23 protein-coding genes are annotated in these 26,442 nt (G+C 45.5%); 11 read left to right on the top strand and 12 right to left on the bottom strand.

Annotation, left to right across the window (positions count from 1 at the left end):
* The first annotated feature begins 99 nt into the window (after positions 1-99).
* The 3 genes from QUA40_RS14130 (at position 100) to QUA40_RS14120 (ending at position 4,006) form a co-directional block, all read left to right on the top strand.
* The gene (locus QUA40_RS14130) at positions 100-1,017 is read left to right on the top strand and encodes a YihY/virulence factor BrkB family protein (protein WP_333126729.1); all 918 of its coding nucleotides are present in this window, start codon (positions 100-102) and stop codon (positions 1,015-1,017) included.
* A gap of 565 nt (positions 1,018-1,582) precedes the next feature.
* Positions 1,583-2,848, top strand: coding sequence for a glycosyltransferase (locus QUA40_RS14125; RefSeq protein ID WP_333126727.1), 1,266 nt, complete (start codon positions 1,583-1,585; stop codon positions 2,846-2,848).
* A gap of 102 nt (positions 2,849-2,950) precedes the next feature.
* Positions 2,951-4,006, top strand: coding sequence for a glycoside hydrolase family 104 protein (locus tag QUA40_RS14120; RefSeq protein WP_333126725.1), 1,056 nt, complete (start codon positions 2,951-2,953; stop codon positions 4,004-4,006).
* Between the two features lie 116 nt (positions 4,007-4,122).
* Here the strand turns inward: QUA40_RS14120 and QUA40_RS14115 are convergent, their stop codons facing one another.
* The 4 genes from QUA40_RS14115 to QUA40_RS14100 all read right to left on the bottom strand — a co-directional run bounded on the left by QUA40_RS14115 (position 4,123) and on the right by QUA40_RS14100 (position 7,760).
* Positions 4,123-4,839: a DevA family ABC transporter ATP-binding protein gene (locus QUA40_RS14115; RefSeq protein WP_333126723.1), complete on the bottom strand. Its 717-nt coding sequence runs from the start codon at positions 4,837-4,839 to the stop codon at positions 4,123-4,125.
* A 29-nt stretch (positions 4,840-4,868) separates the two neighbouring features.
* On the bottom strand, positions 4,869-5,033 hold the full coding sequence (locus tag QUA40_RS14110; protein WP_333126720.1) for a hypothetical protein: 165 nt from the start codon (positions 5,031-5,033) through the stop codon (positions 4,869-4,871).
* A 50-nt stretch (positions 5,034-5,083) separates the two neighbouring features.
* Positions 5,084-6,268, bottom strand: a complete 1,185-nt coding sequence (gene devC, locus QUA40_RS14105; RefSeq protein ID WP_333126717.1) for an ABC transporter permease DevC — start codon at positions 6,266-6,268, stop codon at positions 5,084-5,086.
* A 64-nt stretch (positions 6,269-6,332) separates the two neighbouring features.
* Positions 6,333-7,760 (bottom strand): HlyD family efflux transporter periplasmic adaptor subunit, encoded by a 1,428-nt coding sequence (locus tag QUA40_RS14100; RefSeq protein WP_333126714.1) that lies wholly within the window; start codon positions 7,758-7,760, stop codon positions 6,333-6,335.
* A 112-nt stretch (positions 7,761-7,872) separates the two neighbouring features.
* Here QUA40_RS14100 and QUA40_RS14095 point away from each other — a divergent pair, with 112 nt between their 5' ends.
* A complete protein-coding gene (locus QUA40_RS14095; protein WP_333126711.1) occupies positions 7,873-8,484 on the top strand; it encodes a TetR/AcrR family transcriptional regulator in 612 nt (203 codons plus the stop codon).
* Positions 8,485-8,572: 88 nt separating this feature from the next.
* Here QUA40_RS14095 and QUA40_RS14090 read toward each other — a convergent pair whose 3' ends face one another.
* The 3 genes from QUA40_RS14090 to QUA40_RS14080 form a co-directional block, all read right to left on the bottom strand.
* Positions 8,573-9,733: a flagellar assembly protein H gene (locus QUA40_RS14090; protein WP_333126708.1), complete on the bottom strand. Its 1,161-nt coding sequence runs from the start codon at positions 9,731-9,733 to the stop codon at positions 8,573-8,575.
* A gap of 10 nt (positions 9,734-9,743) precedes the next feature.
* The gene (locus tag QUA40_RS14085; RefSeq protein ID WP_333126706.1) at positions 9,744-11,255 is read right to left on the bottom strand and encodes a mechanosensitive ion channel domain-containing protein; all 1,512 of its coding nucleotides are present in this window, start codon (positions 11,253-11,255) and stop codon (positions 9,744-9,746) included.
* 567 nt (positions 11,256-11,822) lie between these two features.
* Positions 11,823-11,975, bottom strand: coding sequence for a hypothetical protein (locus tag QUA40_RS14080; RefSeq protein ID WP_333126704.1), 153 nt, complete (start codon positions 11,973-11,975; stop codon positions 11,823-11,825).
* A gap of 249 nt (positions 11,976-12,224) precedes the next feature.
* Between QUA40_RS14080 and QUA40_RS14075 the strand changes: the two genes are divergently transcribed.
* Together QUA40_RS14075 and QUA40_RS14070 are read left to right on the top strand one after the other, a co-directional pair.
* A complete protein-coding gene (locus tag QUA40_RS14075; RefSeq protein WP_333126702.1) occupies positions 12,225-16,331 on the top strand; it encodes a PAS domain S-box protein in 4,107 nt (1,368 codons plus the stop codon).
* 5 nt (positions 16,332-16,336) lie between these two features.
* Positions 16,337-17,665 (top strand): response regulator, encoded by a 1,329-nt coding sequence (locus tag QUA40_RS14070; RefSeq protein WP_333126700.1) that lies wholly within the window; start codon positions 16,337-16,339, stop codon positions 17,663-17,665.
* Positions 17,666-17,684: 19 nt separating this feature from the next.
* On the opposite strand, the gene hpsU is transcribed toward QUA40_RS14070, so the two are convergent.
* Complete coding sequence (hpsU, locus tag QUA40_RS14065; RefSeq protein ID WP_333126697.1) at positions 17,685-18,362, bottom strand: hormogonium polysaccharide biosynthesis acetyltransferase HpsU; 678 nt, start codon at positions 18,360-18,362, stop codon at positions 17,685-17,687.
* Positions 18,363-18,417: 55 nt separating this feature from the next.
* Between hpsU and QUA40_RS14060 the strand changes: the two genes are divergently transcribed.
* On the top strand, positions 18,418-19,215 hold the full coding sequence (locus QUA40_RS14060; protein WP_333126694.1) for a cation diffusion facilitator family transporter: 798 nt from the start codon (positions 18,418-18,420) through the stop codon (positions 19,213-19,215).
* A gap of 87 nt (positions 19,216-19,302) precedes the next feature.
* Here the strand turns inward: QUA40_RS14060 and QUA40_RS14055 are convergent, their stop codons facing one another.
* On the bottom strand, positions 19,303-20,220 hold the full coding sequence (locus QUA40_RS14055) for a glycosyltransferase family 2 protein (RefSeq protein WP_333126741.1): 918 nt from the start codon (positions 20,218-20,220) through the stop codon (positions 19,303-19,305).
* On the opposite strand from QUA40_RS14055, the gene QUA40_RS14050 reads away from it, so the two are divergent.
* Positions 20,147-20,359 (top strand): hypothetical protein, encoded by a 213-nt coding sequence (locus QUA40_RS14050; protein WP_333126743.1) that lies wholly within the window; start codon positions 20,147-20,149, stop codon positions 20,357-20,359. The two genes, QUA40_RS14055 and QUA40_RS14050, sit on opposite strands and share 74 nt — an antisense overlap.
* A 1-nt stretch (position 20,360) precedes the next feature.
* On the opposite strand, the gene QUA40_RS14045 is transcribed toward QUA40_RS14050, so the two are convergent.
* On the bottom strand, positions 20,361-21,332 hold the full coding sequence (locus QUA40_RS14045) for a glycosyltransferase (protein ID WP_333126691.1): 972 nt from the start codon (positions 21,330-21,332) through the stop codon (positions 20,361-20,363).
* Between the two features lie 308 nt (positions 21,333-21,640).
* On the opposite strand from QUA40_RS14045, the gene cobU reads away from it, so the two are divergent.
* The 3 genes from cobU (at position 21,641) to QUA40_RS14030 (ending at position 25,059) form a co-directional block, all read left to right on the top strand.
* A complete protein-coding gene (gene cobU, locus QUA40_RS14040) occupies positions 21,641-22,213 on the top strand; it encodes a bifunctional adenosylcobinamide kinase/adenosylcobinamide-phosphate guanylyltransferase (protein ID WP_333126688.1) in 573 nt (190 codons plus the stop codon).
* Between the two features lie 276 nt (positions 22,214-22,489).
* Positions 22,490-22,912 carry a hypothetical protein gene (locus tag QUA40_RS14035; protein WP_333126685.1) on the top strand — a complete coding sequence of 141 codons (423 nt, stop codon included), beginning with the start codon at positions 22,490-22,492 and terminating at the stop codon, positions 22,910-22,912.
* 77 nt (positions 22,913-22,989) lie between these two features.
* Complete coding sequence (locus tag QUA40_RS14030; RefSeq protein WP_333126682.1) at positions 22,990-25,059, top strand: AarF/ABC1/UbiB kinase family protein; 2,070 nt, start codon at positions 22,990-22,992, stop codon at positions 25,057-25,059.
* A gap of 81 nt (positions 25,060-25,140) precedes the next feature.
* On the opposite strand, the gene QUA40_RS14025 is transcribed toward QUA40_RS14030, so the two are convergent.
* Together QUA40_RS14025 and QUA40_RS14020 are read right to left on the bottom strand one after the other, a co-directional pair.
* The gene (locus QUA40_RS14025; protein ID WP_333126680.1) at positions 25,141-25,536 is read right to left on the bottom strand and encodes a hypothetical protein; all 396 of its coding nucleotides are present in this window, start codon (positions 25,534-25,536) and stop codon (positions 25,141-25,143) included.
* Positions 25,537-25,595: 59 nt separating this feature from the next.
* Positions 25,596-26,300, bottom strand: coding sequence for a hypothetical protein (locus QUA40_RS14020; protein ID WP_333126677.1), 705 nt, complete (start codon positions 26,298-26,300; stop codon positions 25,596-25,598).
* Positions 26,301-26,442 lie beyond the last annotated feature (142 nt).

The raw sequence follows: 26,442 nt of genomic DNA, 5'->3' as shown, positions 1-26,442 counted from the left end.
AATTTGCTAATCGATAAATCTATCTTGTGGCCGACGCTAAAAAACCCCTAACCTCTTAAAATCTCTGGGTGAATGCTAAGTATAAGGAAACCAAAAGCCGTGAAATTAAAAACAGTCATATCGCTGCTCAAACAAACTTTTACTGAATGGCAAGAAGATAAAGCGCCAACCTTAGCCGCCGCCCTAGCCTATTACACAGTCTTCTCGCTCGCCCCGCTGCTAATTATAGTAATTGCGATCGTCGGTTTAGTCTTTGGTGCAGACGCAGCCCAAGGTCAAATCGTCGCCCAACTCCAAAGTTTAATCGGCAAAGATGGCGCCCAAACAGTCCAAGAACTCATCCTCAAAGCCTCCGAACCCAAGTCGGGAATGATTGCTACTATAGTCGGCCTCGCTACACTTTTGTGGGGCGCTTCCAATGTGTTTACTAACCTTAAAGAAGCCCTCAATACTATTTGGAATGTTTCACCGCCTCCGGGACGAGGCATATGGGGATTCCTGCAAGACCGCGTATTGTCTTTTGCAATGATTTTAGGCATAGGCTTTCTACTGCTAGTATCTTTAGTCATTAGCGCTATTTTAGCCGCCGTCAGCTATTGGTTGAATGGGTTGCTGCACTTACCAGTCGGCATTTGGCAGATTGTGGACTTTGCTATCTCCTTTGGTGTAGTTACGCTGCTTTTTGCCTTAATTTACAAACTCTTGCCCGATGTCCATCTTGCCTGGAATGATGTTTGGATCGGCGCCGCCATCACCTCAGTGCTGTTTACGATCGGCAAATCCATAATTGGAGTTTACCTCGGAGGTAGCGGTATCGCCTCTACCTACGGTGCTGCGGGCTCGTTCGTGATTATCCTGCTTTGGATTAATTATTCCGCTCAAATTCTCTTCTTAGGTGCCGAGTTTACCCAAGTTTGGACTAACCGATACGGTTCCAGAATGCCCGGTTCGCGAAACAATATCCTCAACAGCGAAAACGGAGAATCCTCCGCACGCAAATCTCGGAAGAACTCTTAACATTAGACAAACCGGAAATTTGAGGTTAAACTCGCACTCCGGGTTTGACAGAAGAAGCAACAAGGAAGAGGGAAAAAGGCAGAAGGTGCAAGGCGGAACGAAAGAAAAATTTTGAATGCAATAACTTTGCTTTTTTTTCGCTTGCCATGTAACATCCGGTCTTCGGAACGACCGACTTCTGCTTTCTCGAAAGCCCGAGTTATTTATTCAGAGGAGTAATATTCTACCTTCTGCTGACCTCGCATCTCTAGCAGCAAGCTGAAAGCAGGCTCGACTTAGATATGGCTAGGAGGTGCGAGTTTGAGAGCGGCCAGAATACGGAAAATTCCCTTAACCCTCGTTCATTTATATTTTGATTATCTAAAGTTTGAGCTGCTGCACGTCTCTGTCAGCAGAAGGAAGTCGTCTGTGAATTTTTCCCTGGAACTTATCCCTGAAGGATGATTGATCGATCCCCCATTTTCACTTTAATACAAATTAGCTAGAAGATTCCAGTCCCGGCGCATCAGCAAAAATTGCATTTTTAATTTTCTTCTGAATTATTTTTAAATTTTGGTAAACAATCATGATTTCATTAACTAAAAAAAGCATCGCTCTTATCTCCGTACACAGTGATCCCTCTGTGGAAATTAGCCAAGAAGAAGCGGGCGGGGAAAATGTTTACGTGCGTCAAGTAGGCGAAGCTCTGGCTAAACAGGGGTGGCAAGTTGATATGTTCACCCGCTCATCCGATCGCCAACAAGCAAGGATTGTACAGCACAGTCCCAATTGCCGGACAATTCGGCTAGTAGCAGGGCCACAAGAATTTATTCCCTGCGACGAACTATACGGATATTTACCAGTCTTTGTTCAAGAATTTCAGAAGTTTCAGTTAGAATCAGGCTTTCAATATCTCTTAGTTCACACGAATTACTGGCTGTCTTCTTGGGTGGGAATGGAGTTGAAAAAATCGCAACCTCTGCTGCAAGTTCACACTTACCATTCTTTGGCAGCAGTTAAATACAAGTCGGTTTCGACAATTCCGACGATCGCCAAAACCAGGCTTCAAGTAGAAAAAACACTTCTGGAAACAGCCGATCGCGTGGTGGCTACCAGTCCCCAAGAAAAAGAACACATGAGGTCTCTGGTTTCCTCAAAAGGCAATATTGACATCATTTCCTGCGGTACCGACATTGAAAGGTTCGGCTCGATCGCCAGATCGAGGGCCCGCCGCGAGTTGGGAATAGCCCCCGAAACCAAAGTCGTGTTTTACGTCGGCAGTTTCGACCCCCGATCGGGCATCGAAACCTTAGTCCGCGCCGTCAGTATGTCGGCCGTGCCCAAAGCCGATTTAAAACTTATAATTGGCGGCCGGTGGCGCGCGGGGGAAAGCGACGGCAAAGAGCGCGATCGTATCGGCAGCATACTTGAAGAACTCGGCCTGAGCGACATTACCAGTTTTTCCGGCGCCTTGAGCCGAGAACTTCTCCCCGCCTACTACGCCGCCGCCGATGTGTGCGTCGTTCCCAGCCACTACGAACCCTTGGGTTTAGTCGCCCTGGAAGCGATGGCCTGCGGCACGCCCGTAATTGCCTCCGACGTGGGAGGGCTGAAATATACTGTAGTGCCACAAGAAACAGGTTTGCTCGCGCCGCCGAAAAATGAAGCAGCCTTTGCCGATGCGATCGATCGCTTATTACTTGACTCAGTATGGCGCCAGCAACTCGGACACAGCGCCCGCCAGCGCGTCGAAACCTATTTCAGTTGGGACGGTATCGCCTCCCAACTCAGTCAACTTTACACTCAACTGCTCGAACCATCGGCCCTTGAGCTTGACCCCGTGAGCGCTTAGTAGTATCACTTAATATGGTTGAAGCCAGTTTCCCTTGATCCCTGTTTCACTCATCCGTTCTAAGTGGGAACCTTCAACTATAAGTGATATCAGGAGGTACTCTTGTACGCGCCAGAACATCTGGGAAGCCATCTGCAACCCATTTCAGACATCGAGCTAATTCGCCTGTGGGTGGAGCGCAAATCCCCCCGCAGCAAGCGCTTTAGCTGGCAGGCGGCCAACCGTTTTCGGCTGTTTGTAGAAAAACCGCTGGCAGAAGTCACTCTGACTGATGTCGAGACTTTCGCTGCAGCAATGAGAGCTCGGAAACTTGCAGCCCGTTTCTACAAACAAACCTTGCTAGCGCTGAAATCGCTGTTCGCCTTCGGCCAGCAAACGGGAATCTTGCCCGCAGCCCTCCCTCTGCACGGGTGGCCGGTGCGGGCGCGCAGGCAACTGTCCAAACGCCTCCGTTTTAAACTTTCGTGTACTTTATTAATCTGTTTGTGCTTTTTCTTAGGTCGAATGACGCCGAGACTGTGGGGGCAATCGGTCTCGGCAGAAAGCTCGCCCACCCCGAAACGCCTGCAGGAAGTTGCGGCCCTCAATTCACCAGACAAAGGAGAGGATAACATCGATCGCGATCGATCACCCCAAACTGCAACCCTGAATTCACCAGAGTCCCGACTCGATAACAGACTCGATAGCATCGGCCCGGAACGTCGAGTGAAAGCCTTTCTCGACACGATTGCCGCCGCCGAAGGCACCTCTACTCCCGAAGGCTACCGCACCCAGTACACAGGCACCACATTTGTCAGCTTTCAAGATCATCCCAGGGAAATGAGGTGCGGCCGCCGCTATGGCAAAAAACTCTGTTCGGACGCAGCGGGGCGATATCAGTTTCTCAGCACCACTTGGGACAGATTTGCCAAAAAATTTAGCATCAGCGATTTCAGCCCGCAAAATCAAGACCTTGTAGCTGTAGAGTTAATCCGAGAAAAAGGTGCATTAGAAGATATAGAAGCGGGTCGATTGGAGTCAGCAGTGAGAAAACTTGCTTACATCTGGCCTTCTTTTCGGCGTTATGGCGGTTCCGTGGAATCGTCGATGCCCAAACTCGAAGCAATGTACCTGCAAAATTTGGCGATTTACCGGCAAGGATTGGTTGTTAGCAATTAGTGAACAGTCCCAGGACGAGTTTAGATTGGGGTTTGGCAATTTTGGATTAAATTTTGACATCCAAAATTTAAAATGGGGGAGTTATGGGTGATGTCTATTCTTCGGAAATTAAAAAATTAAGCTAATTTTCCATCTTCCATGTGAACAATGCGATCGGCAATATCCAAAATTCGGTTATCGTGAGTTACTAACAAAATAGTACAACCCTGCTCTTTGGCAAGTTGCTGCATCAAATTCACCACTTCGCGACCGGATTTGCTGTCGAGTGCGGCTGTCGGTTCGTCTGCTAAAACAATTTGCGGCTGACTGACCAAAGCGCGGGCGATCGCAACTCTTTGTTTTTGTCCTCCCGACAAGTCATCTGGATAATAGTTAATCCGCTGTTCCAGTCCTACTAACTCTAGCATTTTTGCAGAGCGATCGCGCATTTGAGAACGCGACAAATTGCCGTGAACTTCCAAACCCATCTGCACGTTTTGCAGCGCAGTCAAACTGCGGTGCAAGTTGTGCGCCTGAAAAATATAACCTATTTTGCGCCGCGCCTTTACCAATTCGTCTGAACTCGCTTTGCACATTTCTTTACCCAGAATTTTGAGACTTCCCGATTGACCTGATCTCAATCCGCCAATCAAAGTTAAAAGCGTGGTTTTTCCCGAACCGGAAGGCCCCGTCATCAGCACGATTTCACCTGCTTTAATTTCGAGATTAATGTCAAAGAGTACCTGTTTTCGCAGTTGACCTTGACCGAAGTAGTGGTTGAGTTGGTGCGCGGAAACTACAGGTGCCGGAATCTGTAATGCGTTGGTTGTTGGGTAGAGAGTTGTTGAATTCATACGTTATTGGTTTGAGGTTTGAGTTTTAATTAATAGACAACATTGCCTAATTTTTGGATTTCTATGTCAACCGCAGATGAACGCAGATGAACGCAGATAATTTCAAGATAGTTGGCTGATTTTTCAATTTGGTCGGAGCGACCGCTGGTGTTCGCGATTACGCAGAGAAAAAATAAGATAAGGATGATAAACATATATTTTTAGTCATCAATTAAGTTTTTCATACTCTCTCATTCATTTTCTTTTAAAACATATCTGCTGGATCGGCTGCTTGTAGTTTGCGAGTGGCAATTGATCCAGAAATACTGCACATAATCACGTTCAAAAGTAATACTATAACTGCTCTAAGCAGCGTCATATAAAGGGGTAAATTTGTAGCTTTGCGAGTTAAAGAGTAAAGTCCGAAAGAGACTCCTGCTCCTGGCAAAAAACCGAGTATGGAAAGAATTAGAGCTTCTTCAAAAACGATGCCGAGTAAATAAACATTGCGGTAGCCCATCGCTTTGAAAGTAGCGTATTCTCCCATGTGGTCGCTGACATCGGTTGAGAGAACTTGATAAACAATAATCACCCCAACTACAAAACCCATCGCGACGCCTAAATTAAAGACAAAGCCGATCGCAGTATTCTTAGCCCAATAGTTTTTCTCAAAATCGATAAATTCTTGTTTGGTTAGTACCTTGACATCCGCAGGCAAGTATGCTTTCAAAACTTGTTGAACTTCCACGGGGTCAGCACCCGGTTGCAGTTGAATTAATCCGGCATTAACACTCGCGGCGTTTTGTCTCGCAAACAAGCGCAGGTAATTTTGATCGCTAGTCATCAAAATACCGTCGGCGGCAAAAGATGCTCCAACTGTGAATAAACCGCTGACGTTAATCGTGCGTCGCTCGACCTCAGCTTTAACGGCTTTTCCTTGATCGATTTGCGCGATCGTCCCTTGGTAATCTCCCCTAGAAGCTCGATCGAACAACACAGTATCCGGCAATTTAATCGCGCTCAAATTTTGGTTGACTTCTGGAAGCGCAAACGCAGGGCGATTCGGATTAAAACCCACCACCATCAGCGACGTTTCGCGCCGAGTTTCGGGATTTTTCCAGTTAGCAATTTTCACGTAAAGCGGCTCTGCTGATTTCACACCCGGTACGTTCATTGCTTGATACAATCTGCGCCGGGGGAAGGAAGACAAATTAATCAAATTTCGCGCTTGGGGGTGAATCAAAACTAAGTCTGTTTGCAAGGCTTGATGCAGCCGCGTATTGCTGGTGTAAAGCGCATTTTGAAAGCCTAGCTGCATGAACATCAAAACGTCAGCAAAGGCAATTCCTGCTACTGCAACGGCCATTCGCCCCTTGTCGTGACTCAGTTGCAGCCATCCGAGGGAAGTTCTGCGTCTTAACTGTTGTAAAGGTTTGATGAGTCCAAGCATATGATTTTAGATTTTGAATTTGGGATTTTGGATAGAAGAAAGCGATCCTGCGGTTTAAGACTTCTTAATCTTTAATTTCCCCGATCGCCACTTTGACTTGCAAATTGGTTAATCCCGCTACTTTCTGGCTGGAAGCTTCATCTAAGCGCACTTTTACTTCCACAATTCGACTATCAATATTCGCAGAAGGATCGGTGTTAACAATGTTTTGCCGCTGGACTTGCAAACCAATATGTTCGACAGTTCCCCGCAATTCGCCTGTCAAAGCATCGCTAGTAATTTTGGCGGTTTGTCCGAGGCGTACTTTGTCCACGTCGCTTTCGTAGATTTCCGCAACAGCCAGCATCTCGCGAGTTTGTCCGAGTTCGACAATGCCGTCGTTTCCCACTTTTTCCCCCGGATGCGTGTGAATTTTCAAGACTTGGGCGTCTCTGGGAGCACGGATGTAAGCTAGATCCAGATTGGCTTTGGCGCCTTTGGCGGCTGAAGCGGCGGAACTGACTTCGGCGGCGGCTGCTGCTATGTCAACGGGACGCACTTCGGCGATGCGATCGAGATTTGCCGCGGCTTCATTAATCTGCTGTTGTCGAGATTCCTGAATTTGGCTGAGTTTGGCTTGGGCTTCGTTAACTTGCTGTTGGCGCGATTGCTGAATTTGATTTAGTTTGGCTTGGGCTTCGTTAATTTGTTGTTGGCGGGATTCCTGAATTTGATTCAGTTTTGCCTTTCCTTCGTTGAGTTGCTGTTGAGTTGTTTCGGCGGCTAGTTTTTTGCTGTCGCTGGTGGAAGCAGAGATTGCTCCCTCTTGATACAGTTGCGAGTACCGCTGATCTTCGCTTCTGGCGTTGCGGAGCTCGGCTTGTAGGCGGGCAATTGCGGCTTTTTGGGTTTGAATTTCTCCTTGTTGTTCGGCCCTGATGCGGGCAATTGTGGCTTGTTGCGCTGCGCTTTCGGTGCTGCGATCGACTTCTAGGCGGCTGACGATCGCCTGTTGCGCTGTGATTTCGTTGCTGCGATCGGCCCTTATGCGGGCAATGGTGGCTTTCTGGGCTTGAATTTCGCCGTTTTTGGCTCCAGCTTTCACTTTTGCTAGATTTGCCTCGGCGACGCGCACTTGTTCTTGAGCTTGGTCGAGCGCAGCTTGCAGGCGATCGCGACTGTCCAAAATTGCGATCGCCTGACCTGTTTTCACCCTGTCTCCCTCTTTTACCAAAAGTCGATCGATCCGGTTTCCTTCCGCCGTACCGGAGGCGGAGACTTTAATTACTTCTCCTCTGGGTTCCAGCCGCCCCAAGGCTGTGACTGTGGTTAATTGGGATGCTGCGACGGCTGCTGCGGCCGCGACTGCGTTGGGATCGGGTATGCGCGATCGCCAGATCGTGTAGCCTGTGGTTCCCCCTGCAGCCAGGGTTGCTACTGCTGCCACAACTAGGAGTTGTTTAACTAGGGATGGATTTGAGGATAAGCCGTCCGCTGTTGGTTGGTGTACCATGACACACCTCATCTTTTAGGTTAATAAAACTAAACGGTTTAGTTCTTTATTAAGACTAAACCGTTCAGTATAATAATGTCAAGACTCCAAGCAAAAGTTACAAAAACAAGCGATGGCCAGGACAAAACCGATCGAACCAGACAGCGCCCCAGCAAGTGACAAAACCGAGCAAATCCTGCAAGGTGCGATGCAAGAATTTTTAACCCACGGCTACGCGGGGACGAGTATGGACAAGGTAGCGAAGACGGCGGGAGTTTCCAAAGCCACGGTTTACAGCCGTTTTGAAGATAAAGAAGGATTATTCGTGGCCTTGGTACAGGGGCTGGCGCGAGAAAAAGTCAATTTTATAATTCTGGATGAAGAACCGGCCGTAGCGCTACGATTCGTTGCCACAACTCTATTAGAACAGGTGACGCAGGAACCTGAATTTCTCAATTTTGTGAGGTTAGTGATTGCGGAATCAGGGCGTTTTCCCCAGTTAGCGCAGACATTTGTGAGAAACTTAGCTAAACCGGGTATCGATCGGCTTACTCAATATTTGGCATCGCATCCAGAGTTAAAATTGCCCGATCCGGAGGCAACGGCGCGGATTTTTATTGGCTCACTGGTATATTTCCAGTTAACACAGCATATGATGCACGGCCAAGATATTATCCCAATGGAACGCGATCGATTGATCGATGGTCTGCTGCACTTGATTTTACCGCCGCAGTCCAATTCCTAAGTGCGATCGACAAAATCTAGGGATTTTCTTTGAGAATCATTTAAATGCCATAAAGAGCGAGATCCCTTTATGGCTGCGATCGCAGGTTTTAGTCAGGTGTTTTTCCTAACCTGTCCCTCAATTCCTCCGCCGATAATTGCGGCAGTTGTTCTACAAACAATGTCAATTCTGCCACAGGCAATGCCAATAAATTAGTAACGACTGTAGGCAGAATAGCACCCAATTCAGGCGATCGTATTTGCAACGCACTTTCAGCCAACAATTTAACCGCTGCTTCCCGCCCTGCTTCATCGACTGTCAGCATCGATATTGCCAGCAACAGCACTGTAAATTCCGCCGCCGCCAACTTGGATATTGGAGATAGAAAAATTGTCATTTTGGGACTTAATTCTCCAAATCTAACTCGCAGAAAATTTTCTAAGATTAAGCGCTGTTGTTCTTGTCTGCCTCGTTCTAGTCCTTGTTCTAGCCCTTGTTCTAGCCCTCGTTCTAGTCCTTCTTCTAGTCCCTGTTCTAGTCCTTCTTCTCTAGCTTGTTGCTGTGCTGCTTGTATTTGTTGTTGAAAAAGTGGTGCAATGGCCATAATTAACTCCCGCTCTTCTGGCTCTAATTCTTGTGGCGCATCGGTTACTAAATTTGACTGTAACCGATACAGCAATTCTAGCGCGATCGTCCGCAACGGATCGTCTGTGGCTAAAGCGCTTAATTGGGAAATAGCCCTTTGCTGCACTCCCCCTTTGCCCAAAATCCTTAACCACAGGGTGTCTGGAGTTTCTGGCAACTGGTGAATCGCCACAATTGCAGTCCGCAAAGATTCCCCAAAAAAATAAATTCCCTGCATCCAATTCTCTGTGTCTGGTATCGCATTAAAGCTATCTACCAATGCTTTCGATGCTGTGGGCATCAAAATCCACAGTTTGGGTAACTGGGCGTCATCATAGCGAGTATTTTCTCTCCTAAATTTTCGCTCCAATTCACCTCGCACATCCAATAACTTGCCCAGGCAGCTACAAATTTCGCTAACGTTTGCCGGATTGCGAAACGGTTCAAAAATGGCAGTTGTGTTTGCCATTTTTCCCAACAATCCCAGGGTTTCTGAGTATTCGGTAATTGCGGTGCTGGGAGTGAAGTAAACATCGATCTCTCGAACTTCGGAAGCCACATCGCGACCAATATTAACCGTTCCGATCGGGGACAGCAACTCTTCCAGAAATTCTTTGGCAAAGAGATCGTGAATAAATCGCGTCATAGAAATTATTTCAAACAGTAAATAGATCTTTTAGCCGTTTTCTCACCCATTCTACAGGATTTTCATCCTCTTCTGCTGCCTCTACCAATTCCATTTCTCGCAATAATTGCTGTCTCTCGCGGAGTTCTTCTTTGTGTTTGACTATTTCTTTAATAATCAGTTCAGACAAATCCGGTCGTTCAGTTAAAACTTTTTGGAAACCTTCTTTATTGATCGCAAACAAAATTGTGTCTTCCAAAGCTCTCACTGAAGCAGTTCTGGGGATTCCCAACATCAAAGAAAGTTCCCCGAAAAACTGACCAGTACCCAGGTTATTCAGGTGTTTGTCAATAGCTTCTACAAAAACTTCTACTGAACCTGAAAGAATCATGTAAAAAGCATCTCCGGGGTCGTTCTCATGAAATAAATATTCTTCCGATCGCAGCCGTTTGCGGTATCCAACTTCAATCAATTGCCGCAATTCAATATCCGTCAGATTTTCAAAGTATTCCACCTCTCGCAGCAAACAGCTAAGGGACGATGGCTTTTTCAGTGTCTCTGCAAAGATTGGCTGTTTTTGCTCATTTTTAGAGTAACTGTTCTGGATGTCAATTGCAGTTTGTTTTTTGTTCAATATTGACAACAGAACTTCGGGATTTTGCAAATAAATTTCTCTGTTATTGAACGGAAATTGGATTTTCTGCTGGCGGAAATTGTATTCAATTGCAAAATTCAAAGAACTTTTAATTAATTCTCTTTCAGTCGGCCTGTCCGTCCAAACTAAAAGTTCAAATTTAAAACTATCATCACCAAACTCCACAAACAATACTTTCGGATTCGGTTCGTACAAAACTCCCGCTTCCGCGTAAGCAATATTTAACAGAGTTTCTGTCACTAACAGCGGGTTACTATTCTCGGCTACTTCTACGGGAACTCGCAGACAGAGTAGCGAGTTTTCGTAACTCCAGTTAACAATTTTGTTGCTAATCATTTTGCTGTTGGGAACTATGACGCTAGAGTCCTCAGTGGTTTGGATGATGGTCGATCGAATCGAGATTTTTTTGACGATTCCCATTAATCCTTCTAATTCCACAAAGTCTCCGACTTTCACAGGCCTGTCTAATAGCAGCGTTAAGCCACTGACGAAATTAGTTGTTAAATCCTGTATTCCAAAGCCAATTCCGACTCCCAATCCCCCCGCAACTACTGCAAAAGAAGCGAGGTTGAATCCGATGCTTTGGATGGCGACTATCACACCCAAAGCTACTATTAAATACCCAATAATTACTGCGATTGCTTCCCGATTTCCCTCGTCAATTCCCAGTCTGACTAACAAGCGCTCCTTAAGAAAGTTTGTAAAAGATCGTGCTATGACAAGGATAGCCATAAACAAGACAATCAGTTCCACCAGTGACTGCAAGGATACAGGATTTTCACCTATTTTAAATAGGGTAGCGGTAAATATTTGCGAGAGCTGTGTTAATACTTCTTCAGGTATTGTATTTAATTTAAATTCAGGCAATAAGGTTTTTTGTGTTGTCATTTTTAAGGCGGGTAGTAAAAAATCAAGTCCTCAGTACCCAATGTAAAAATAAAATACTGAACTCGTGATCATAAATTTTAACCTGTTTTTAGGGTGAAAAAAGTGAAGTCGTTACATAGAGATGTGGTTCCTCATACTACGCGGTTATCCCTATTGCCAATTTTTCAGATACCTGGTCTTCGCAGGCCTGCGGTTAGTGTGCCACTTTTTCGCGATCCGATAGCCGACTCATCTATTATCAAAGAGATCAGTCTACTAACTTTAGTCAACATTAACTCGATTCGATTTTATCATACTCTCCACTAATTTTTTTTTAAGTCCCGTTATCAACTTAAGCAGGGATTATTCAATGACTCTTTAAGTGGACAAGTCAAATATCCAAGTATTACAATGACTTTAACTGGTGGGAGAGATATTGCTATTACTCTGCTAGTTGCGTCCGTTTTGTGTATATCTAAGTGAAAATTTAACGGCTCTAGCTAAAATTGATAACGTTCCAAGAATACTTGGCCTTCTACCGACATGGGGGACTAACTAGAACTTAATCCCATTTGTCAATCCGTAATCTTACTGAAAATACTGCTTGTTTAGAAGTAGAAAATTGGCGATTTGGGGGTGGGTGGGCATAAATATGCCGATCGCCATGATTGCTCGATCGCCCAAATCTAAGTTCTCCACCCAAAACCTGAGTAAATGCTGAGCATAATTACTGATTGACAAACGCTTCCCTAGCTTATGTTGTCACCAATGTTCTACTGATAGAATTGATGAGCAATAGAACTACTTGGCGATACATCCGAAGAATTAACGGAAATAGTGTCGCAAGGGCTACATAATATCGCTGATTGAAAGCCTAATGGTCACGCTACTGAACGTTTTCTTCAGTACCCAAATAGGATAAAACGAAAACCTTACGATCGCCCCATTGGACAGAAGTTGTAGAATTAAAGCTGAAATGCACGATCCAACATGAGCAAATTCCCACCAGATAAAAACCAAGCGCAACAGCAAGAGAACGCAACAGCACTGGCATTGCGACAAGCTCAATTCGATGCTTTTTTTGCAGGTGCCAACGCCGGACTGCTGATTTTTGACCGCCAACTCCGCTATGTCCAAATAAACGAAGTTCTGGCCCAGATGAATGGCGTTTGTGTGGCAGACCATATTGGTAGGTCAGTGCGTGAAGTGCTGCCAGAATTGGCTCCGACTGTGGAACCGATGCTGCAAGGCATTCTGGATACGGGCAAGCCAATTCTAGACTTTGAATTAGTGGGTGAAACGCCGAAAGAACCAGGAATCGTGCGCTACTGGCAAGGATCTTACTATCCTTTGCTGGACGAAAATGGCTTGGTTTTTGGTGTGGGTGGCATTGTGATTGAAGTTAGCGATCGCAAGCGAGCAGAGAAAGAGCAAGCACGACTAACGGCAATTTTGGAAGCAACTTCCGACTTAGTAGGAGTTGCGGATGTGACTGGGCATAGCGTCTACCTCAACAAAGCCGGACAGAAAATGCTGGGGAAGTCTCCAGAGGAAGCGCGATCGCCGTTTAGTATAGATTCTGTGTTAGCTCCCTCGGCAAGGGAAAAATTTCACGACGAAGCCTTTCCCACCGCTTTACGCGAGGGTACCTGGGCTGGTGAAACCTTATTTTTGTCACGCGATGGGCAAGAAATTCCAGTCTCCCAGGTCTTGATCGTTCACAAAACCGAAGCGGGCGAAGTCGAGTTTATTTCCACTATGGCGCGGGATATTCGCGATCGCAAAACCGCAGAAGATGTGCTCAAACAAAGTGAAGAACGATTTCGTTCTTTAATGGAAGCTAGCGCTCAAATTATTTGGATCACCAGTAGCGACGGCGAATTGGTGATCGAGCAACCTACTTGGAGTGCATTTACAGGACAGATATTTGATGATTACAAGGGATTTGGCTGGCTAAATATGGTGCACCCAGACGATAGCGCTCACGTTGCGAGCGTATGGTCGGCTGCTGTTGCTAATCGATGGCTCTATGAAGTTGAATTCCGTTTGCGCCGCTATGACGGGGAATATCGCTACATGAGTTGTCGTGGTGTACCAATTCAGAACGCGGATGGTTCAATTCGGGAATGGATTGGAGCTAATACAGATATTACCGATCGCAAACAAGCTGAAGAAGCGCTGCGCGAACAGGAGGCTGCACTGCGCGATCGCAATGCACTGCTAAACTCTATTTTGGAAAGTACGCCAGATATAATTGTTGTTAAAGATGGGCAAGGGCAGTATGTTGTCATTAACTCCAATGGCGCCAAGTTTTTGGACAAGCCAATTGAGGAAATCATCGGCAAAGATGATTTAGAATTAATGCCCCCTGATACTGCTCGTGAAATGATGGCAAAAGATAGCCAAATCATCGCGGCAGGAATTACCGAGACTTACGAAGAAGAAATCTCTTCTCCAGGTCAAAACCCTACCACCTTTTTGACTACAAAGGCTGCGTGGCGGGATGCTAATGGCAACATCATTGGCATCATTGCCACAACACGAGATATTAGCGATCGCAAACAAGCTGAAGAAGCGTTGCGACATAAAGAAACTCAGTATCGCAGTATTTTTGAGTCGGTGAACGATGGCATTATCATCACAGAACTAGAAACCGGAAAAGTAGTCGCCATCAATCCGGCGCAAGCCAGAATCCACGGCTACACTTCTGAGGAGTTCGCTCAACTACCACCTGGAGGCTTCATACACCCAGATAGTCACCACCTATTTGTGGACTTCTTAGAAACTGTGAAGGCAGGTAAGCAGTTCTTCTGTCATGCCATTGATGTCCGCAAGGATAAGAAGTGCATTGATGTGGAAGTTACAGCAACCCCCTATTGGCAGGATGACAAGCTGTATGCGTTATCTGTGGTGCGAGACATTAGCGATCGCAAACAAGCCGAAGATGCTATAAAACAAAGCGAAGAACGCTATCGATCGCTAATCGCTGCTACGTCCCAACTTGTCTGGATAACGGATGCTGAAGGGCGATGTCCAGATTTACCCACTTTCAGAGCTTACACCGGACAAACTGAAGCTGAGGTGGTTGGTTTTGGCTGGTTAGATGCAATTCACCCAGACGATCGCGAAGGAACCAATCAGGTCTGGATGGAAGCAGTGCAAACGAAAAGCCTGTATGAGATAGAATATCGCATCCGAGCAGCAGATGGAAACTATCGTTATTTTCAAGCTAGAGCAGTGCCAATTCTGAATGAAGATGGCAGCATCCGGGAGTGGGTTGGCGCTTCCAGCGATATCCACGATCGCAAACAAGCCGAAGATGCTATCAAACAAAGCGAAGAACGCTATCGATCGCTAATCGCTGCCATCTCCCAAATTGTCTGGATAGCGGATTCTGAAGGGCGATCGCCCGATTTACCAACTTGGAGAGCTTATACTGGACAAACCGAAGCTGAAGTGGTTGGTTTGGGCTGGTTAGAAGCAGTTCATCCGGACGATAGCGAACGAACGGCTCAACTCTGGATGGAAGCAGTCCAAACTAAAAGCCTGTATGACGTAGAATATCGAATCCGAGGGGCGGATGGCAACTATCGTTATTTTCAAGCTAGAGGGATACCAATTCTAAATGAAGATGGCAGCATCCGGGAGTGGGTTGGCACTTCCATCGATATCCACGATCGCAAACAAACAGAAATCGTACAGGCAAAAGCCAGGGAAGCCGCAGAAGCAGCAAGTCGAGCCAAAAGTGAATTCCTTGCTAACATGAGCCACGAGTTGCGGACTCCGCTTAATGGCATTATGGGCTACGCGCAGATTCTTCAGCGTTCCAAATTATTGAATGAAGAAGAGCGATCGCGCATTGATGTCATTTATCAGTGCGGTTCCCATTTACTGACCTTAATCAATGATATTCTCGATTTGTCGAAGATTGAAGCACAGAAAGTGGAACTCCAGTTCACCGATTTTCATTTCCCAGCGTTCCTGCAAGGTGTAGCAGAGATGTGTCGCATCCGAGCTGAAATTAAGGGAATTCACTTCCATTTTCCATCCAGCCCCGAACTCCCGATCGGTATTCGTGCGGATGAAAAACGCTTGCGACAAGTGTTAATTAATCTTTTAAGCAACGCTATTAAATTTACCGATGAGGGCAGCGTTACTTTTATAGTTAGTTTTGCAACAGAAGGAAAAATTCGCTTTGAAATACGCGATACAGGTACTGGCATTGCCCAAGATCAACTCCAAGCTATCTTTCAGCCCTTCGAGCAGGTAGGAGATCGTAGACGGCAGACGGAAGGCACCGGATTAGGACTGGCAATTAGCAAAAGGATTGTAGAATTAATGGGCAGTACCATTCAGGTTCAAAGTGAGATGAATGTTGGCAGTATTTTTTGGTTTGATGTCGATCTGTATCAAGCCGAGGAATGGGTAAAAACGTCCCAAATCGACCATCGCGGGCAGATAATCGGCATCAAAGACCGCCAACCTAAGATGGTGGTTATTGATGACAAATGGGCTAACCGTTCCGTAATTAGCAATTTACTCAGTCCGATCGGCTTTGAGGTGTTTGAAGCCAATGATGGGCAGGAAGGCTGGGAAAAGATTCTGGAGGTAGAACCAGATTTAATCGTTACCGACTTACTAATGCCCGAAGTAGATGGCTTCGAGCTAATTAAGCGGGTTCGAGAATCGGAAAATTTCAAAGACATCGTGATTATTGTCTCTTCTGCCAGCGTATTTGAAACTGATCAATACAGAAGTTTAGAAGCAGGAGGCAACACTTTTATTCCCAAACCTGTTCAAGCAACAGAGCTCTTGCAAAAATTACAAAAGTATCTTCACTTGGAATGGGTTTATGAAGCTAATGAAGATCCACTGGCGATCGCCTCAGACACCACTGAGCTAATTTCCCCGCCTGCTACAGAAATGGAAATGCTATACGAGCTGGCTATGAAAGGAAATTTCCTAGAAATAGTTAAACAGGCGGTATTACTTGAAGAAATAGATCCAAAATACATTCCCTTTGCTAAAAGATTGCATCAAATGGCAAAGGACTTTCAAGACGAAGAGATTTTAATCTTTATTAAATCCTACAAGTAAGGTTTATGAATTCAGCAATTCAACCCAAGGGTACAATTCTTATAGTTGATGATAATTCAGCCAACTTGGGTGTCTTATCTGATGCCTTAAGTCAGGAAGGATTTGAAGTTCGGGTCGCAAAATCAGGAAAGATGGCATTAGAGCGGGTCAAATATGCTCTACCAGATATAATCTTGCTAGATGTAATGATGCCAGAGATTGATGGATTTGAAACCTGTCGTCGATTACAGGCTAATCCAGAAACTAAACAGATTCCCGTTATATTTATGACTGCTCTCTCGGATACGGCTAATAAAGTTGAGGGGTTTAAGCTTGGGGCTGTAGATTATATTACCAAACCCTTCCAACAAGAGGAAGTATTAGCTCGCGTCAAGCTGCACTTAAAGCTTTATGTTCTAGCTGATAAATTAGAAGAGAAAAATACCTTATTGGAAGAAAAGATTTTAGAAGTTAGCCAAGCCTATGAAGATTTACAACAAATGCAAATTAAGTTAATCCAAAGCGAGAAAATGTCCGGCTTAGGGCAAATGGCGGCTGGGATTGCTCATGAAATTAATAACCCTATAAATTTTATCTCGGGAAATCTGGGTTATGCCCAAGAGTACGCTCATAACTTACTAAAAATTATACACCTCTATCAAGAAGATTATGTAAATCCCACCCCTCGGATTCAAGCAGCAATGGATGAAATAGAACTGGAGTTTCTGGAGGAAGATTTTATTAAAGTTCTTAATTCCATCAGCTTAGGAACCGAGCGAATCCAGGAGATTGTCAAGTCTATGCGAATCTTTTCTCGCCTAGATGAGGCAGAGGTGAAAGCTGTAAATATTCATGAAGGAATTGATAGTACACTCACCATTCTGCATCATCGTTTAAAAGCAAAACCCGAGCATCCTGAGATTGAACTAATAAAAGATTACGGTAAGCTTCCACAAGTAGAATGCCATGCCGGACAATTAAATCAAGTGTTCATGAATATTATTTCCAATGCCATTGATGCTTTAGAGGAATCAAATCAGCAGCGTTCCTTTGCAGAAATTAAACAACACCCGAACTGCATTAAAATTTCTACACAAGTAATTAAGGAGAATTGGGTTGCTATTCATATTAGTGACAACGGTCTGGGAGTTTGCGAAACTTTACAACCCAAACTATTTGACCCTTTTTTTACCACCAAGCCTATCGGTAAAGGAACTGGATTGGGGTTATCTATCAGTTACCAAATTATCGTTGAAAAGCATGGGGGCAGATTATACTGCCAGCCGGGATTAGGAAAGGGAATAGAATTCGTCATTGAAATTCCAATTCGGTCACAAGCTTATCAAGCTGCTTAGTTTCCCACTGCAATGTGTCTTACGAACTTTTGTTAATTTCTCGCCGATCGCGCGGACGACAGGGATTACCCGTACAAACAAAGCCGGCAGGCATATTTTTAAAGACGCTGCTGCGAGCTCCAATTAAAGCGTTAGCACCGATTTCGACACCAGGGCCAATGAAGCAGTCGGCGGCAATCCAAACGCCGTTATTAATGATAACAGATGCTGTTATTAAGCCAAAGGCGGAGTCTTGGGGGTCGTGAGTGCCGGTGCAAAGGTAACTTTTTTGAGAAATGACGCAGTGTTTGCCGATCGCAATTCGATCCAAACTGTACAATACAACATCATCTCCGATCCAACTGTAGTCTCCGATTGCAATTTTCCAAGGATAGGTAAAACGAGCCGTGGGGCGAATGATCACACCCCGACCTATTTTCGCTCCAAATAACCGCAGCAACGCGCTTCTGATGCCGTTAAAAGGGTGTGGAGTGAGGGGAAATGCGATCGCCTGCACCAACCACCAAACCAAAATTAGCCAACCAGGCTTTCCCCGATCGAACTTTGATTGATTGTACTTCCGCAAATCAACTAAAGATTCCCCTGTCAAAGTATTTGCGTGATAGTCGCTAATTGGACGATCGTTTATTTGAGAATTTGGGGAATTTGCGCTCAAATTTTCCGGATCTAGGTTCGGATTTGGTATATAATCGGTCATTGATAGTTAATTTAATGTTTAATTTAAAATCGAGTTTAACCTTAAGGACTGCTGCATGACATTTCTAGTTAGGGACAATTTTGACTCGGAAAATGCCAAGGATATCGCACAATGCGAAAATATAAATCCCAGAATTGGCAAAGTGCAACTTTTACAAACAGCATTGGTACTGCTTAGCAGCTTTTTTGTAGCAGAGTTAATCGCCGCACTTAATTCTCATAGTTTGTCCCTATTAGCAGATGCGGGTCACGTCTTTTCAGATGTAGCAGCTTTAGCAATAACTTTAACAGCGACTTGGTACTCCTCAGTCAAACGCAAAAGTAAATCCGTAGATTGTACGATCGCACAATCGTCAATCCCTGAACGAGGAGAAATAATTGCTGCTTTAATTAATAGTATCAGTTTAGTGGCGATCGCCCTTTGGATAGCCGCCGAGTCGATCGCCCGTTTGCAGTCCCCAACTCCCGAAGTAGAAGGACTCCCGATGTTAATTACCGCAATTGTCGGTTTAAGCATCAACTCGATTAATGCTTGTTGCTTGCATTCCTGCTGTCACGGCGACTTAAATCTCAAAAGCGCCTTTCTGCACGCAGTCGCCGACATATTTTCGTCGGTTGGAGTAATTTTAGCTGCGATCGCCGTAGCATGGCTACACTGGAATTGGGCTGATGGCTTGATTAGCTTGCTGGTGTCCGGGGCGATCGTTATATTGACTCTCCCGCTATTAATTGAAAGTATGCGTTTGCTGCTAGGTAATGTCTCCGCTATTTCCGCTCTTCAACAGCCTTGCGATTGCCAGAAAATCAACGATGAAAAATTGCTTTTTCCCTCACTAGAAGAACTTATTAAATGAAAATTCCTCAAGCCACTCGCTAGGGGCTGGCTTTCCTAATTCCCAACTACCAATTGCCAATTCCCAATTCCCCCTTCCTCCAAAATATTAAGGCAATTTCACTTCTGTCTCCTGAGTAATAACTACTGGTGGCGACATAGGCGGCTGAGATTGGGCCACATTCAACTGACCGCCACAACAACGCAACTCGTAAAGTTTCGCATTAATTTGATACTCATATTGACTCAATAACCTTGCATAAATATAGCCAGCTTTTCCGTCCAAAAAGCCGAGCTGAATGAAGTAAAATAAAATAAATCTGAGCATTGGTTTAAAAGGCAGCCACACCCAAACTTTTTTGAGAAATCGCTTCCGCTGTACGGCATCTCCAAATAAGTGAGCACCAATAGTCCCACTGTCATCGCGCCCTTCAATAATATTGTAATAAACGCGAGCTTCCCAATTAGAATAGCGGTTATGCCGTTCTATCCAGTGAAATAAATCACGGTAATCCTCGTGAATCATGTCATTTTTTAAGTAGCTGACTTGACCAGCTAAAATGACGTGTTCGTGAACTTCGTTGTCGCCAGTATTGGGGACGGATTCAGTGCCGAGATTTTCGTAACGTCCTTTTTGATGCTTGAACAGACGCAAATTCCAGTCGGGATATCTGCCTCCGTAACGCAGCCATTGTCCTAAAAAGAAAACTTTGCGGTTGAGGTAGTAGCCGTCAAAATTGGGGTCTTCGATCGCCCGCGCGATTTCGTCCCAAAGTTCCGGCGGAATGCGCTCGTCGCAATCGACAATTAATACCCATTCGTTGCGAAAGGGCAGATTGTCCAAAGACCAATTTTTCTTTTTCGGCCAGCGCTTGTCGAAGTAAAACTGCACTACTTTTGCGCCGGTGCTGATGGCAATTTCTACGGTGCGATCGCTGCTTTGGGAATCAACCATGAAAACTTCATCCGCCCTAGCAATGCTGGCCAGACACGCAGGTAGATTAAGTTCTTCGTCTTTTGCCGGAATGAGAACTGAAACCGGTATCTTGGATGAACTAGATGTCATAATCGAGTGCTTGAACCTGAATGCGGTAGAGTTTTGGTGGATGAAATGCGATCTGCACACCCGCGCCGACGACTTGAGCAGCGAGGGATATTGCCTATAGCCTAATGCCTAGTGGTCGATTTCGGTGTAAAAATCAGGCCGCGGATGGCTACGCTCAAATAACCGATTTGACCCCAGGCAAAAACGAAATTTTCAAACCGCAGCGCCGGATCTCTAATATATTTAAAAGACTTCCAGACACCCGTCAAGATTCTTTCACCCCCTCGCCCAAGCTGAGCAATACCGGCTCGATCGGACAATTGTTCCCGATAACACTCGCTGATGCCTTGCCACCACCCGCGCTCTAGAAACCAAGCTTTTTTGAGCCGTTCTGCAGCGACATTGTGAAGCACAACGGCTTCCGGTAGATAAACTACTTGCCAACCTAACTCTAAAGCTAGTTCTGTGGCCCGCAGCTCTTCATTTGACAACAATTTTGTGCCAACTCTACCGAGTTTGACATCGAAGCCGCCAATTTTTTCGAGAAAAGTGCGCCGGATTGAGTAGTTTACACCCCTGGGAGTCAAACCGGCAGCAGTGACGTAAACGCAACTTTCCCCCAAATCGTAAACTCCCAAGTTCTGGGCCAATCCTGGTGACAGCCATTCGGGGGGGGAGACTCCACAAGGCCAGATCAAGTTGACTTTGCCACCGGCTACGGCTAGTTTTTGATTACTTTGATAAGCCGCGTGCAGCACCCTGAGCCAATTCGGCTTAGCCACAGCATCGTCGTCGAGATAAGCTAATATTTCGCTGCGAGTTTCTGAAGCGCCGGTGTTCCGGGCTACTGACAGACCGATTTTGGGTTCCCAGACGTACTTGAGGCGGCGATCGCCCAGTCTTGCTTCTACCACCTCGCGGGTGCGCGAAATGGGACTTTCCGGGCTTGCATAATCGCTAGAAGCGTTATCCACTACTACTACTTCAAAGTTGTCGGGAAAATCCTGTACCAGCAAGCTGTCGATCGCCGCCGCTAAATAGGCAGCGCGATTGTGGGTGCAAATTATTGCTGATATCTGAGGATGATTTGGCATAAATAACAGCTTTGGAAATACTGGGGTTCTCGAGCGACTTACTGTGAAATTGTCTCAACAATGCTATTATCGCTTAAAAAGCATTTGGTAGTTGGCAGTTTAAATCATAATTAGGAATTGGTAATTGGGAATTGGCAATTGGGAATTATGTTTAATCCTTTGTATATGACCCTACCAAAGAACGGAGACAAGCCCCCGACATTAGTTGCGAGCAGTCCAAAAATTTTAACCAAACTTCCATCTCCCAAAATCATTTGTGGTGGAGTAAATCTAAAATCTAAAATCTAAAATCTAAACTCTGCTGACTAATGACTAACTCAGAACCAACTGCATCGAGACAATTAATCTTAGTAACTGGGCCGGCCCGAAGTGGCAAAAGTGAATGGGCCGAAACTCTGGCTGCGGGTTTGGGAAAACAAGTAATCTATGTGGCTACCGGCCGAGTTGATGAAGCGGATTTGGAGTGGCTTCGTCGCCTCGAACAGCACCAAAATCGCCGTCCAGTTGATTGGACAACTCTAGAAGTGCCGATCGAATTATCGGCAGTTGTGCTCGCCGGCAAGCCATCAGATTGCTTGTTGATTGATTCCCTGGGAACTTGGACAGCAAATCTTTTAGAACAAGAAGCGGCTGTTTGGGCTATTACCCAGCAAGATTTGCTCGCTAGCTTGAAGTCAACGGTAGCCGATGTAATTTTCGTAGGAGAGGAAACCGGATGGGGTGTTGTGCCTGCTTATCCGGCGGGGCGACTGTTTCGCGATCGCCTTGGCACACTTGTCCGCCACATCGGGGCGATCGCCAATACTGTGTATCTTGCCACCGGAGGTTACGCCTTGAATCTCAGCGCTTTGGGTAGGCCGCTGCCGCCCTTGAAAAATTAACACTATCGGGCGCGATCGACAAGGGAGCCAAAAAATCGGTTTCCCGGTGGACAATTCTAGCTGAAAATCAGCTAGAATTGTTAGTAAGATTGAAAAGTCAAAACTTACATAAATCCTCCCAAAGCAATACTATATCTGGCAACTAGCACAAGAATTTGACAGGGTAAAGAGCCAAATGTTTGAAAAAATGTAAAATATAAAATGTCTATTGAGAAATGGCACATTTCCACTGAAGAGTCTAAAATCACCAATTAGTTGAAGGGCGGACTAAAAGTTATGGCATCAGAGAGTGAAGTGAGAAAATATATTGCTTACTGGTTTCAGTTAGGCAAAAAAGTATTAATTCGCAACGGTTCCGAAGTGCTGCTGCCCAAATCGGTAATTGCGGGCGATCGCTACAGCCAGGAATTTGAAGACTGCTGGCAAAAAATTATCTCCCCCGAAACCGGAGACTGTTACCTGCAAGGCACAAACGAAACAATTGCCCAACTGCTGACACCAGCATGGGAAATCAGCCCCTGCGCGCGCTGCGCTATGCCCGTAGTGTTCAAACAAACCGGAATGCCGCCGGAGTGCTGTCCCTGTGACGACTTACCCAACTGGCCCGATACCGAAACGCCCCAACCTCGATCGCCCGTCAGCAGCCAATCGCAACTATCAGGCATTCGCGATCGACTCCTCAAATCCAGCGGCGAGTAAGTATATAAGAAGGAAGAAGGGTCTTCTTCCTTAAATTGTTACAATATATTTACAATGCTTCACACTAGGTCTGATTTATGAATGTCAAGACAGTATCGCCAGCCTCCCCGCAAACTTATGTAAATTCAGGGACTCAGGCTGTACTCGGCAATCTCCAAGATGCAAATACAATTCCCCTGCAAGCAGTAGCAGTATCACTAGAGACGGAGATCGTAACGGACGATCGGCTCAAATCAGCCAGAGACATAGCTTTCGAGTTAGCCGGAGATGCTGTTCGGTACGATCCAGTGGCGATCGCAGCCGAGTACCGAAATCGCCCTCTACAAGTCTGGGGACGGCTGTCGAGTGTTGTTTGGACATTTTTTAGCTTTGCCCTCAGTGTGTGGTTGGACAGCAAAACAGGCAACACCGTCAGGAACCAAAAGCGTCGCGCCGCCCGGCTGACAGAAATTCTCGCCCAACTTGGCCCAGCTTTTATAAAAATCGGACAAGCACTCTCAACACGACCCGACTTAGTACCGCCAGCATATTTAGAAGAACTAACAACGCTCCAAGATCAATTGCCAGCATTTCCTAACGAAGTAGCATATCAATTCATTCAAGAAGAATTGGGGGCCCACCCCAACGAAATTTACGCCGAAATCACCCCCGATCCCATCGCCGCAGCTTCCCTCGGACAAGTCTACAAAGGCAAACTCAAAACCGGGGAAACAGTCGCAATCAAAGTGCAGCGACCAGGTTTAGCCGAGAACATCGGCTTAGATATCTACATTCTGCGGCGCGTTGCAGTTTGGGCACAAAACAACTTCAAAATAATTCGCAGTGACCTCGCAGGAATTATGGACGAGTTGGGCGAGCGAATTTATGAAGAAATGGACTACACCCACGAAGGTCAAAATGCCGAACGGTTTGCCCAACTATACGGTCACATCAAAGACATTTATGTTCCCAGCATCTACTGGGAATATACCCGCCGCCGCGTCTTAACAATGGAGTGGATCACCGGGGTCAAACTCACTAATTTAGAAGCGGTTAAAGCTCAAGGAATTGACGCTCCTTACTTAATTGAAGTGGGGGTGCAGTGTTCTCTCCGACAACTCCTAGAACACGGTTTCTTTCACGCAGACCCGCATCCCGGCAATCTTTTGGCAACTCCTGACGGTCAGTTGGCTTATCTCGATTTCGGGATGATGAGCGAAGTTAAACCTTATCAGCGGTACGGCTTGTTAGAAGCTGTGGTGCATTTGGTGAATCGCGACTTTGAAGGTTTGGCAAAAGATTACGTGAAGTTGGAGTTTTTAACACCAGACACCGATTTGACGCCAATTATTCCAGCTTTGGCCGGCGTATTTAACAATGCTTTGGGTGCTAGCGTTGCCGAACTAAATTTCAAAAGCATTACTGACGAGCTTTCGGCGGTGATGTACGAATATCCTTTCCGAGTTCCAGCTTACTATGCTTTGATTATTCGATCGCTCGTCACCTTAGAAGGGATTGCCATTAATGTCGATCCAGAATTCAAAGTGTTGAGCAAAGCTTATCCTTACGTCGCAAAACGGCTGTTGAGCGACCCCGCACCGGAATTGAGAGCATCCCTGCAAGATTTGCTGTTCAAACAAGGCGAATTCCGCTGGAACCGCTTAGAAAACTTGCTCAACAATGCCCGCGAGAGCGATGATTACGATGTCAGCCAAATCTTGAACCAAGCTTTAGAATATTTATTCTCCGAAAGAGGAGATTTCATTCGCGATCGTATTGTCCTGGAATTAGTCAAGAGTCTGGACACACTTTCCAGCAACGCCTTTGCTAACGCCAAAGCAGTCGTAGGCGAATGGTTTGGAGTCAAGGCAAATCAACCTGTGGTTTCACCAACAGAAAAAAACAATCTAGAACACATCAAACGGATTTGGGATATTTTGCAATCAACTCCGGGTTTTGACGGGACGAAAGTATTGCAGCTACTTCCGCAGTTGTTGGTGAAACCGGAAGTGCAGAATATGGGGCAGAAAGTAGTCGGCGGTTTAGCTCAAAGAGCCTTTGCTAGAGTAATTCGTGAGTTTTTGCTGTCGCAGGAACCGGCTGTCATTTCCGGGAATGGAAGCTATCCTAAAACTTCGCCTCAGTTGTCTTTACCTGCAGCGAAGTAGTTGGATTGGGAGTTTTTAACCGCAGATATTAGCAGATAAACACAGATGAACGCAGATGGAATTCCGTCTGCGTTCTTTTAATTAAGCTAACGCTGTAGCTGCTGGTAAAGGTTCAATTTTTTCGGGCTTGGCGTGACGGCGGGGGTCATCAAAACCCCAAGCAAATAGCCAATCGGGGTCAGCGTTACCGCACCCGATCGAATATATTTGGCTGTGTTTGAAATGCTTGAAAAACTCCTGACACTTTTCATCGGTCATTAGCGATTCTTCTAGCGGTAAGTCGTGAATTAGGGCGTATAAATCAAATTCGTTTCGCTCTGGAGTCCATTGATATCGCAATTCAGGAGTGTAACCTAGTTCAAGCAGTTTTGTCAATGCTTCATCAGGGTTTTTATAGCTGTCTAAGTGAAAACGGTTCAGGGAAACAACTACTTGTACGTGGTGGTACTTTGCGGGTGTTAATCGATATTCGGTCATTGGTTTTTCCTTTTTTTATCGTCCCAGGTGTAGTAGGTTCTGCTATGGTAATTCAGGAACTACTGAAGCTTAAATCCTTTAGCGGCTAATTGCTGGCGGAGACTTTGAATTATTACGCGATCGAGAGTATTTTCACCCCTATTGGTACTAGATTGGCGCTGTTGTTCAATATATGCTGTACGCTTTTCAGATAAGTCGCGGATCGTCTTTTTAATTGCCTCTCTTTCGGTTTTCTTTCCCGCTACATATGCTCTTTTTTCTGTGAGGGTCATCCCTCGCATGATTTCTGGTAAATTATCATCTGATATTGCCTCTAGTTTAACTGTTCCGTTTTCGAGAGCATCTAGTAAGTCCCAAGAAGAATTATCATAGTATTCAGAAGCTTTGGACGCACTACGCATAACCGTATTGCTGCCAGCATTACTATCTTCAACTGCTTGACGTTGTTGTCCTATTCTTCCTTGTCTACCGTAGGGAATATAGGTTTGATTGAGTTTAGTATTCCAAGTAGAAATTTCTTCGTCGTAAGGGGACTTAATTACCACAATTTGTTGGTTTTGATTAATGTTGAAGCTACTGCCTTTTGCTAACTCTGCTCCTAATGCCCAAAGTCTTCGCTCCTGACTTTCGGCTGAACCACAGTAGATTGTATTAACGAGAGTATCTCCTTTGACAGCGAGATTGACAGATTGATTCCAAACGGCTCTCCTGAGTTTATGGTGTAAAATGTACCTAATAATACATTTACCGTTATGAGCTTCCATCTAGACTATCTATTAGCCTTGCCTGGAGTCAGGGTTGAAACTTGTACTCAAGTTGAGGGAAAAATTTTCTTGGGACTGAGCATTTTATCAGAAGGAATTGTTTGTTATCATTGTAAACATTATACCGAAAAACTGCATCAAA

Origin of the sequence: Microcoleus sp. Pol11C3, from assembly GCF_036701485.1 — a bacterium.
Classification (GTDB): Bacteria; Cyanobacteriota; Cyanobacteriia; order Cyanobacteriales; family Microcoleaceae; genus Microcoleus.
Note: the sequence above shows the minus strand (reverse complement) of the source record. Positions and strands in the feature narration are given on the sequence as shown.

What these genes read in the sequence shown, in the direction of transcription:
- QUA40_RS14125 (WP_333126727.1), top strand. Translation starts at nt 1,583, where the DNA reads ATGATTTCATTAACTAAAAAAAGCATCGCTCTTATCTCCGTACACAGT.
- QUA40_RS14115 (WP_333126723.1), bottom strand. Translation starts at nt 4,839, where the DNA reads ATGAATTCAACAACTCTCTACCCAACAACCAACGCATTACAGATTCCG.
- QUA40_RS14110 (WP_333126720.1), bottom strand. Translation starts at nt 5,033, where the DNA reads ATGTTTATCATCCTTATCTTATTTTTTCTCTGCGTAATCGCGAACACC.
- devC (WP_333126717.1), bottom strand. Translation starts at nt 6,268, where the DNA reads ATGCTTGGACTCATCAAACCTTTACAACAGTTAAGACGCAGAACTTCC.
- QUA40_RS14100 (WP_333126714.1), bottom strand. Translation starts at nt 7,760, where the DNA reads ATGGTACACCAACCAACAGCGGACGGCTTATCCTCAAATCCATCCCTA.
- QUA40_RS14095 (WP_333126711.1), top strand. Translation starts at nt 7,873, where the DNA reads ATGGCCAGGACAAAACCGATCGAACCAGACAGCGCCCCAGCAAGTGAC.
- QUA40_RS14090 (WP_333126708.1), bottom strand. Translation starts at nt 9,733, where the DNA reads ATGACGCGATTTATTCACGATCTCTTTGCCAAAGAATTTCTGGAAGAG.
- QUA40_RS14085 (WP_333126706.1), bottom strand. Translation starts at nt 11,255, where the DNA reads ATGACAACACAAAAAACCTTATTGCCTGAATTTAAATTAAATACAATA.
- QUA40_RS14075 (WP_333126702.1), top strand. Translation starts at nt 12,225, where the DNA reads ATGAGCAAATTCCCACCAGATAAAAACCAAGCGCAACAGCAAGAGAAC.
- QUA40_RS14070 (WP_333126700.1), top strand. Translation starts at nt 16,337, where the DNA reads ATGAATTCAGCAATTCAACCCAAGGGTACAATTCTTATAGTTGATGAT.
- hpsU (WP_333126697.1), bottom strand. Translation starts at nt 18,362, where the DNA reads ATGACCGATTATATACCAAATCCGAACCTAGATCCGGAAAATTTGAGC.
- QUA40_RS14060 (WP_333126694.1), top strand. Translation starts at nt 18,418, where the DNA reads ATGACATTTCTAGTTAGGGACAATTTTGACTCGGAAAATGCCAAGGAT.
- QUA40_RS14050 (WP_333126743.1), top strand. Translation starts at nt 20,147, where the DNA reads ATGAAAACTTCATCCGCCCTAGCAATGCTGGCCAGACACGCAGGTAGA.
- QUA40_RS14045 (WP_333126691.1), bottom strand. Translation starts at nt 21,332, where the DNA reads ATGCCAAATCATCCTCAGATATCAGCAATAATTTGCACCCACAATCGC.
- cobU (WP_333126688.1), top strand. Translation starts at nt 21,641, where the DNA reads ATGACTAACTCAGAACCAACTGCATCGAGACAATTAATCTTAGTAACT.
- QUA40_RS14035 (WP_333126685.1), top strand. Translation starts at nt 22,490, where the DNA reads ATGGCATCAGAGAGTGAAGTGAGAAAATATATTGCTTACTGGTTTCAG.
- QUA40_RS14030 (WP_333126682.1), top strand. Translation starts at nt 22,990, where the DNA reads ATGAATGTCAAGACAGTATCGCCAGCCTCCCCGCAAACTTATGTAAAT.
- QUA40_RS14025 (WP_333126680.1), bottom strand. Translation starts at nt 25,536, where the DNA reads ATGACCGAATATCGATTAACACCCGCAAAGTACCACCACGTACAAGTA.
- QUA40_RS14020 (WP_333126677.1), bottom strand. Translation starts at nt 26,300, where the DNA reads ATGGAAGCTCATAACGGTAAATGTATTATTAGGTACATTTTACACCAT.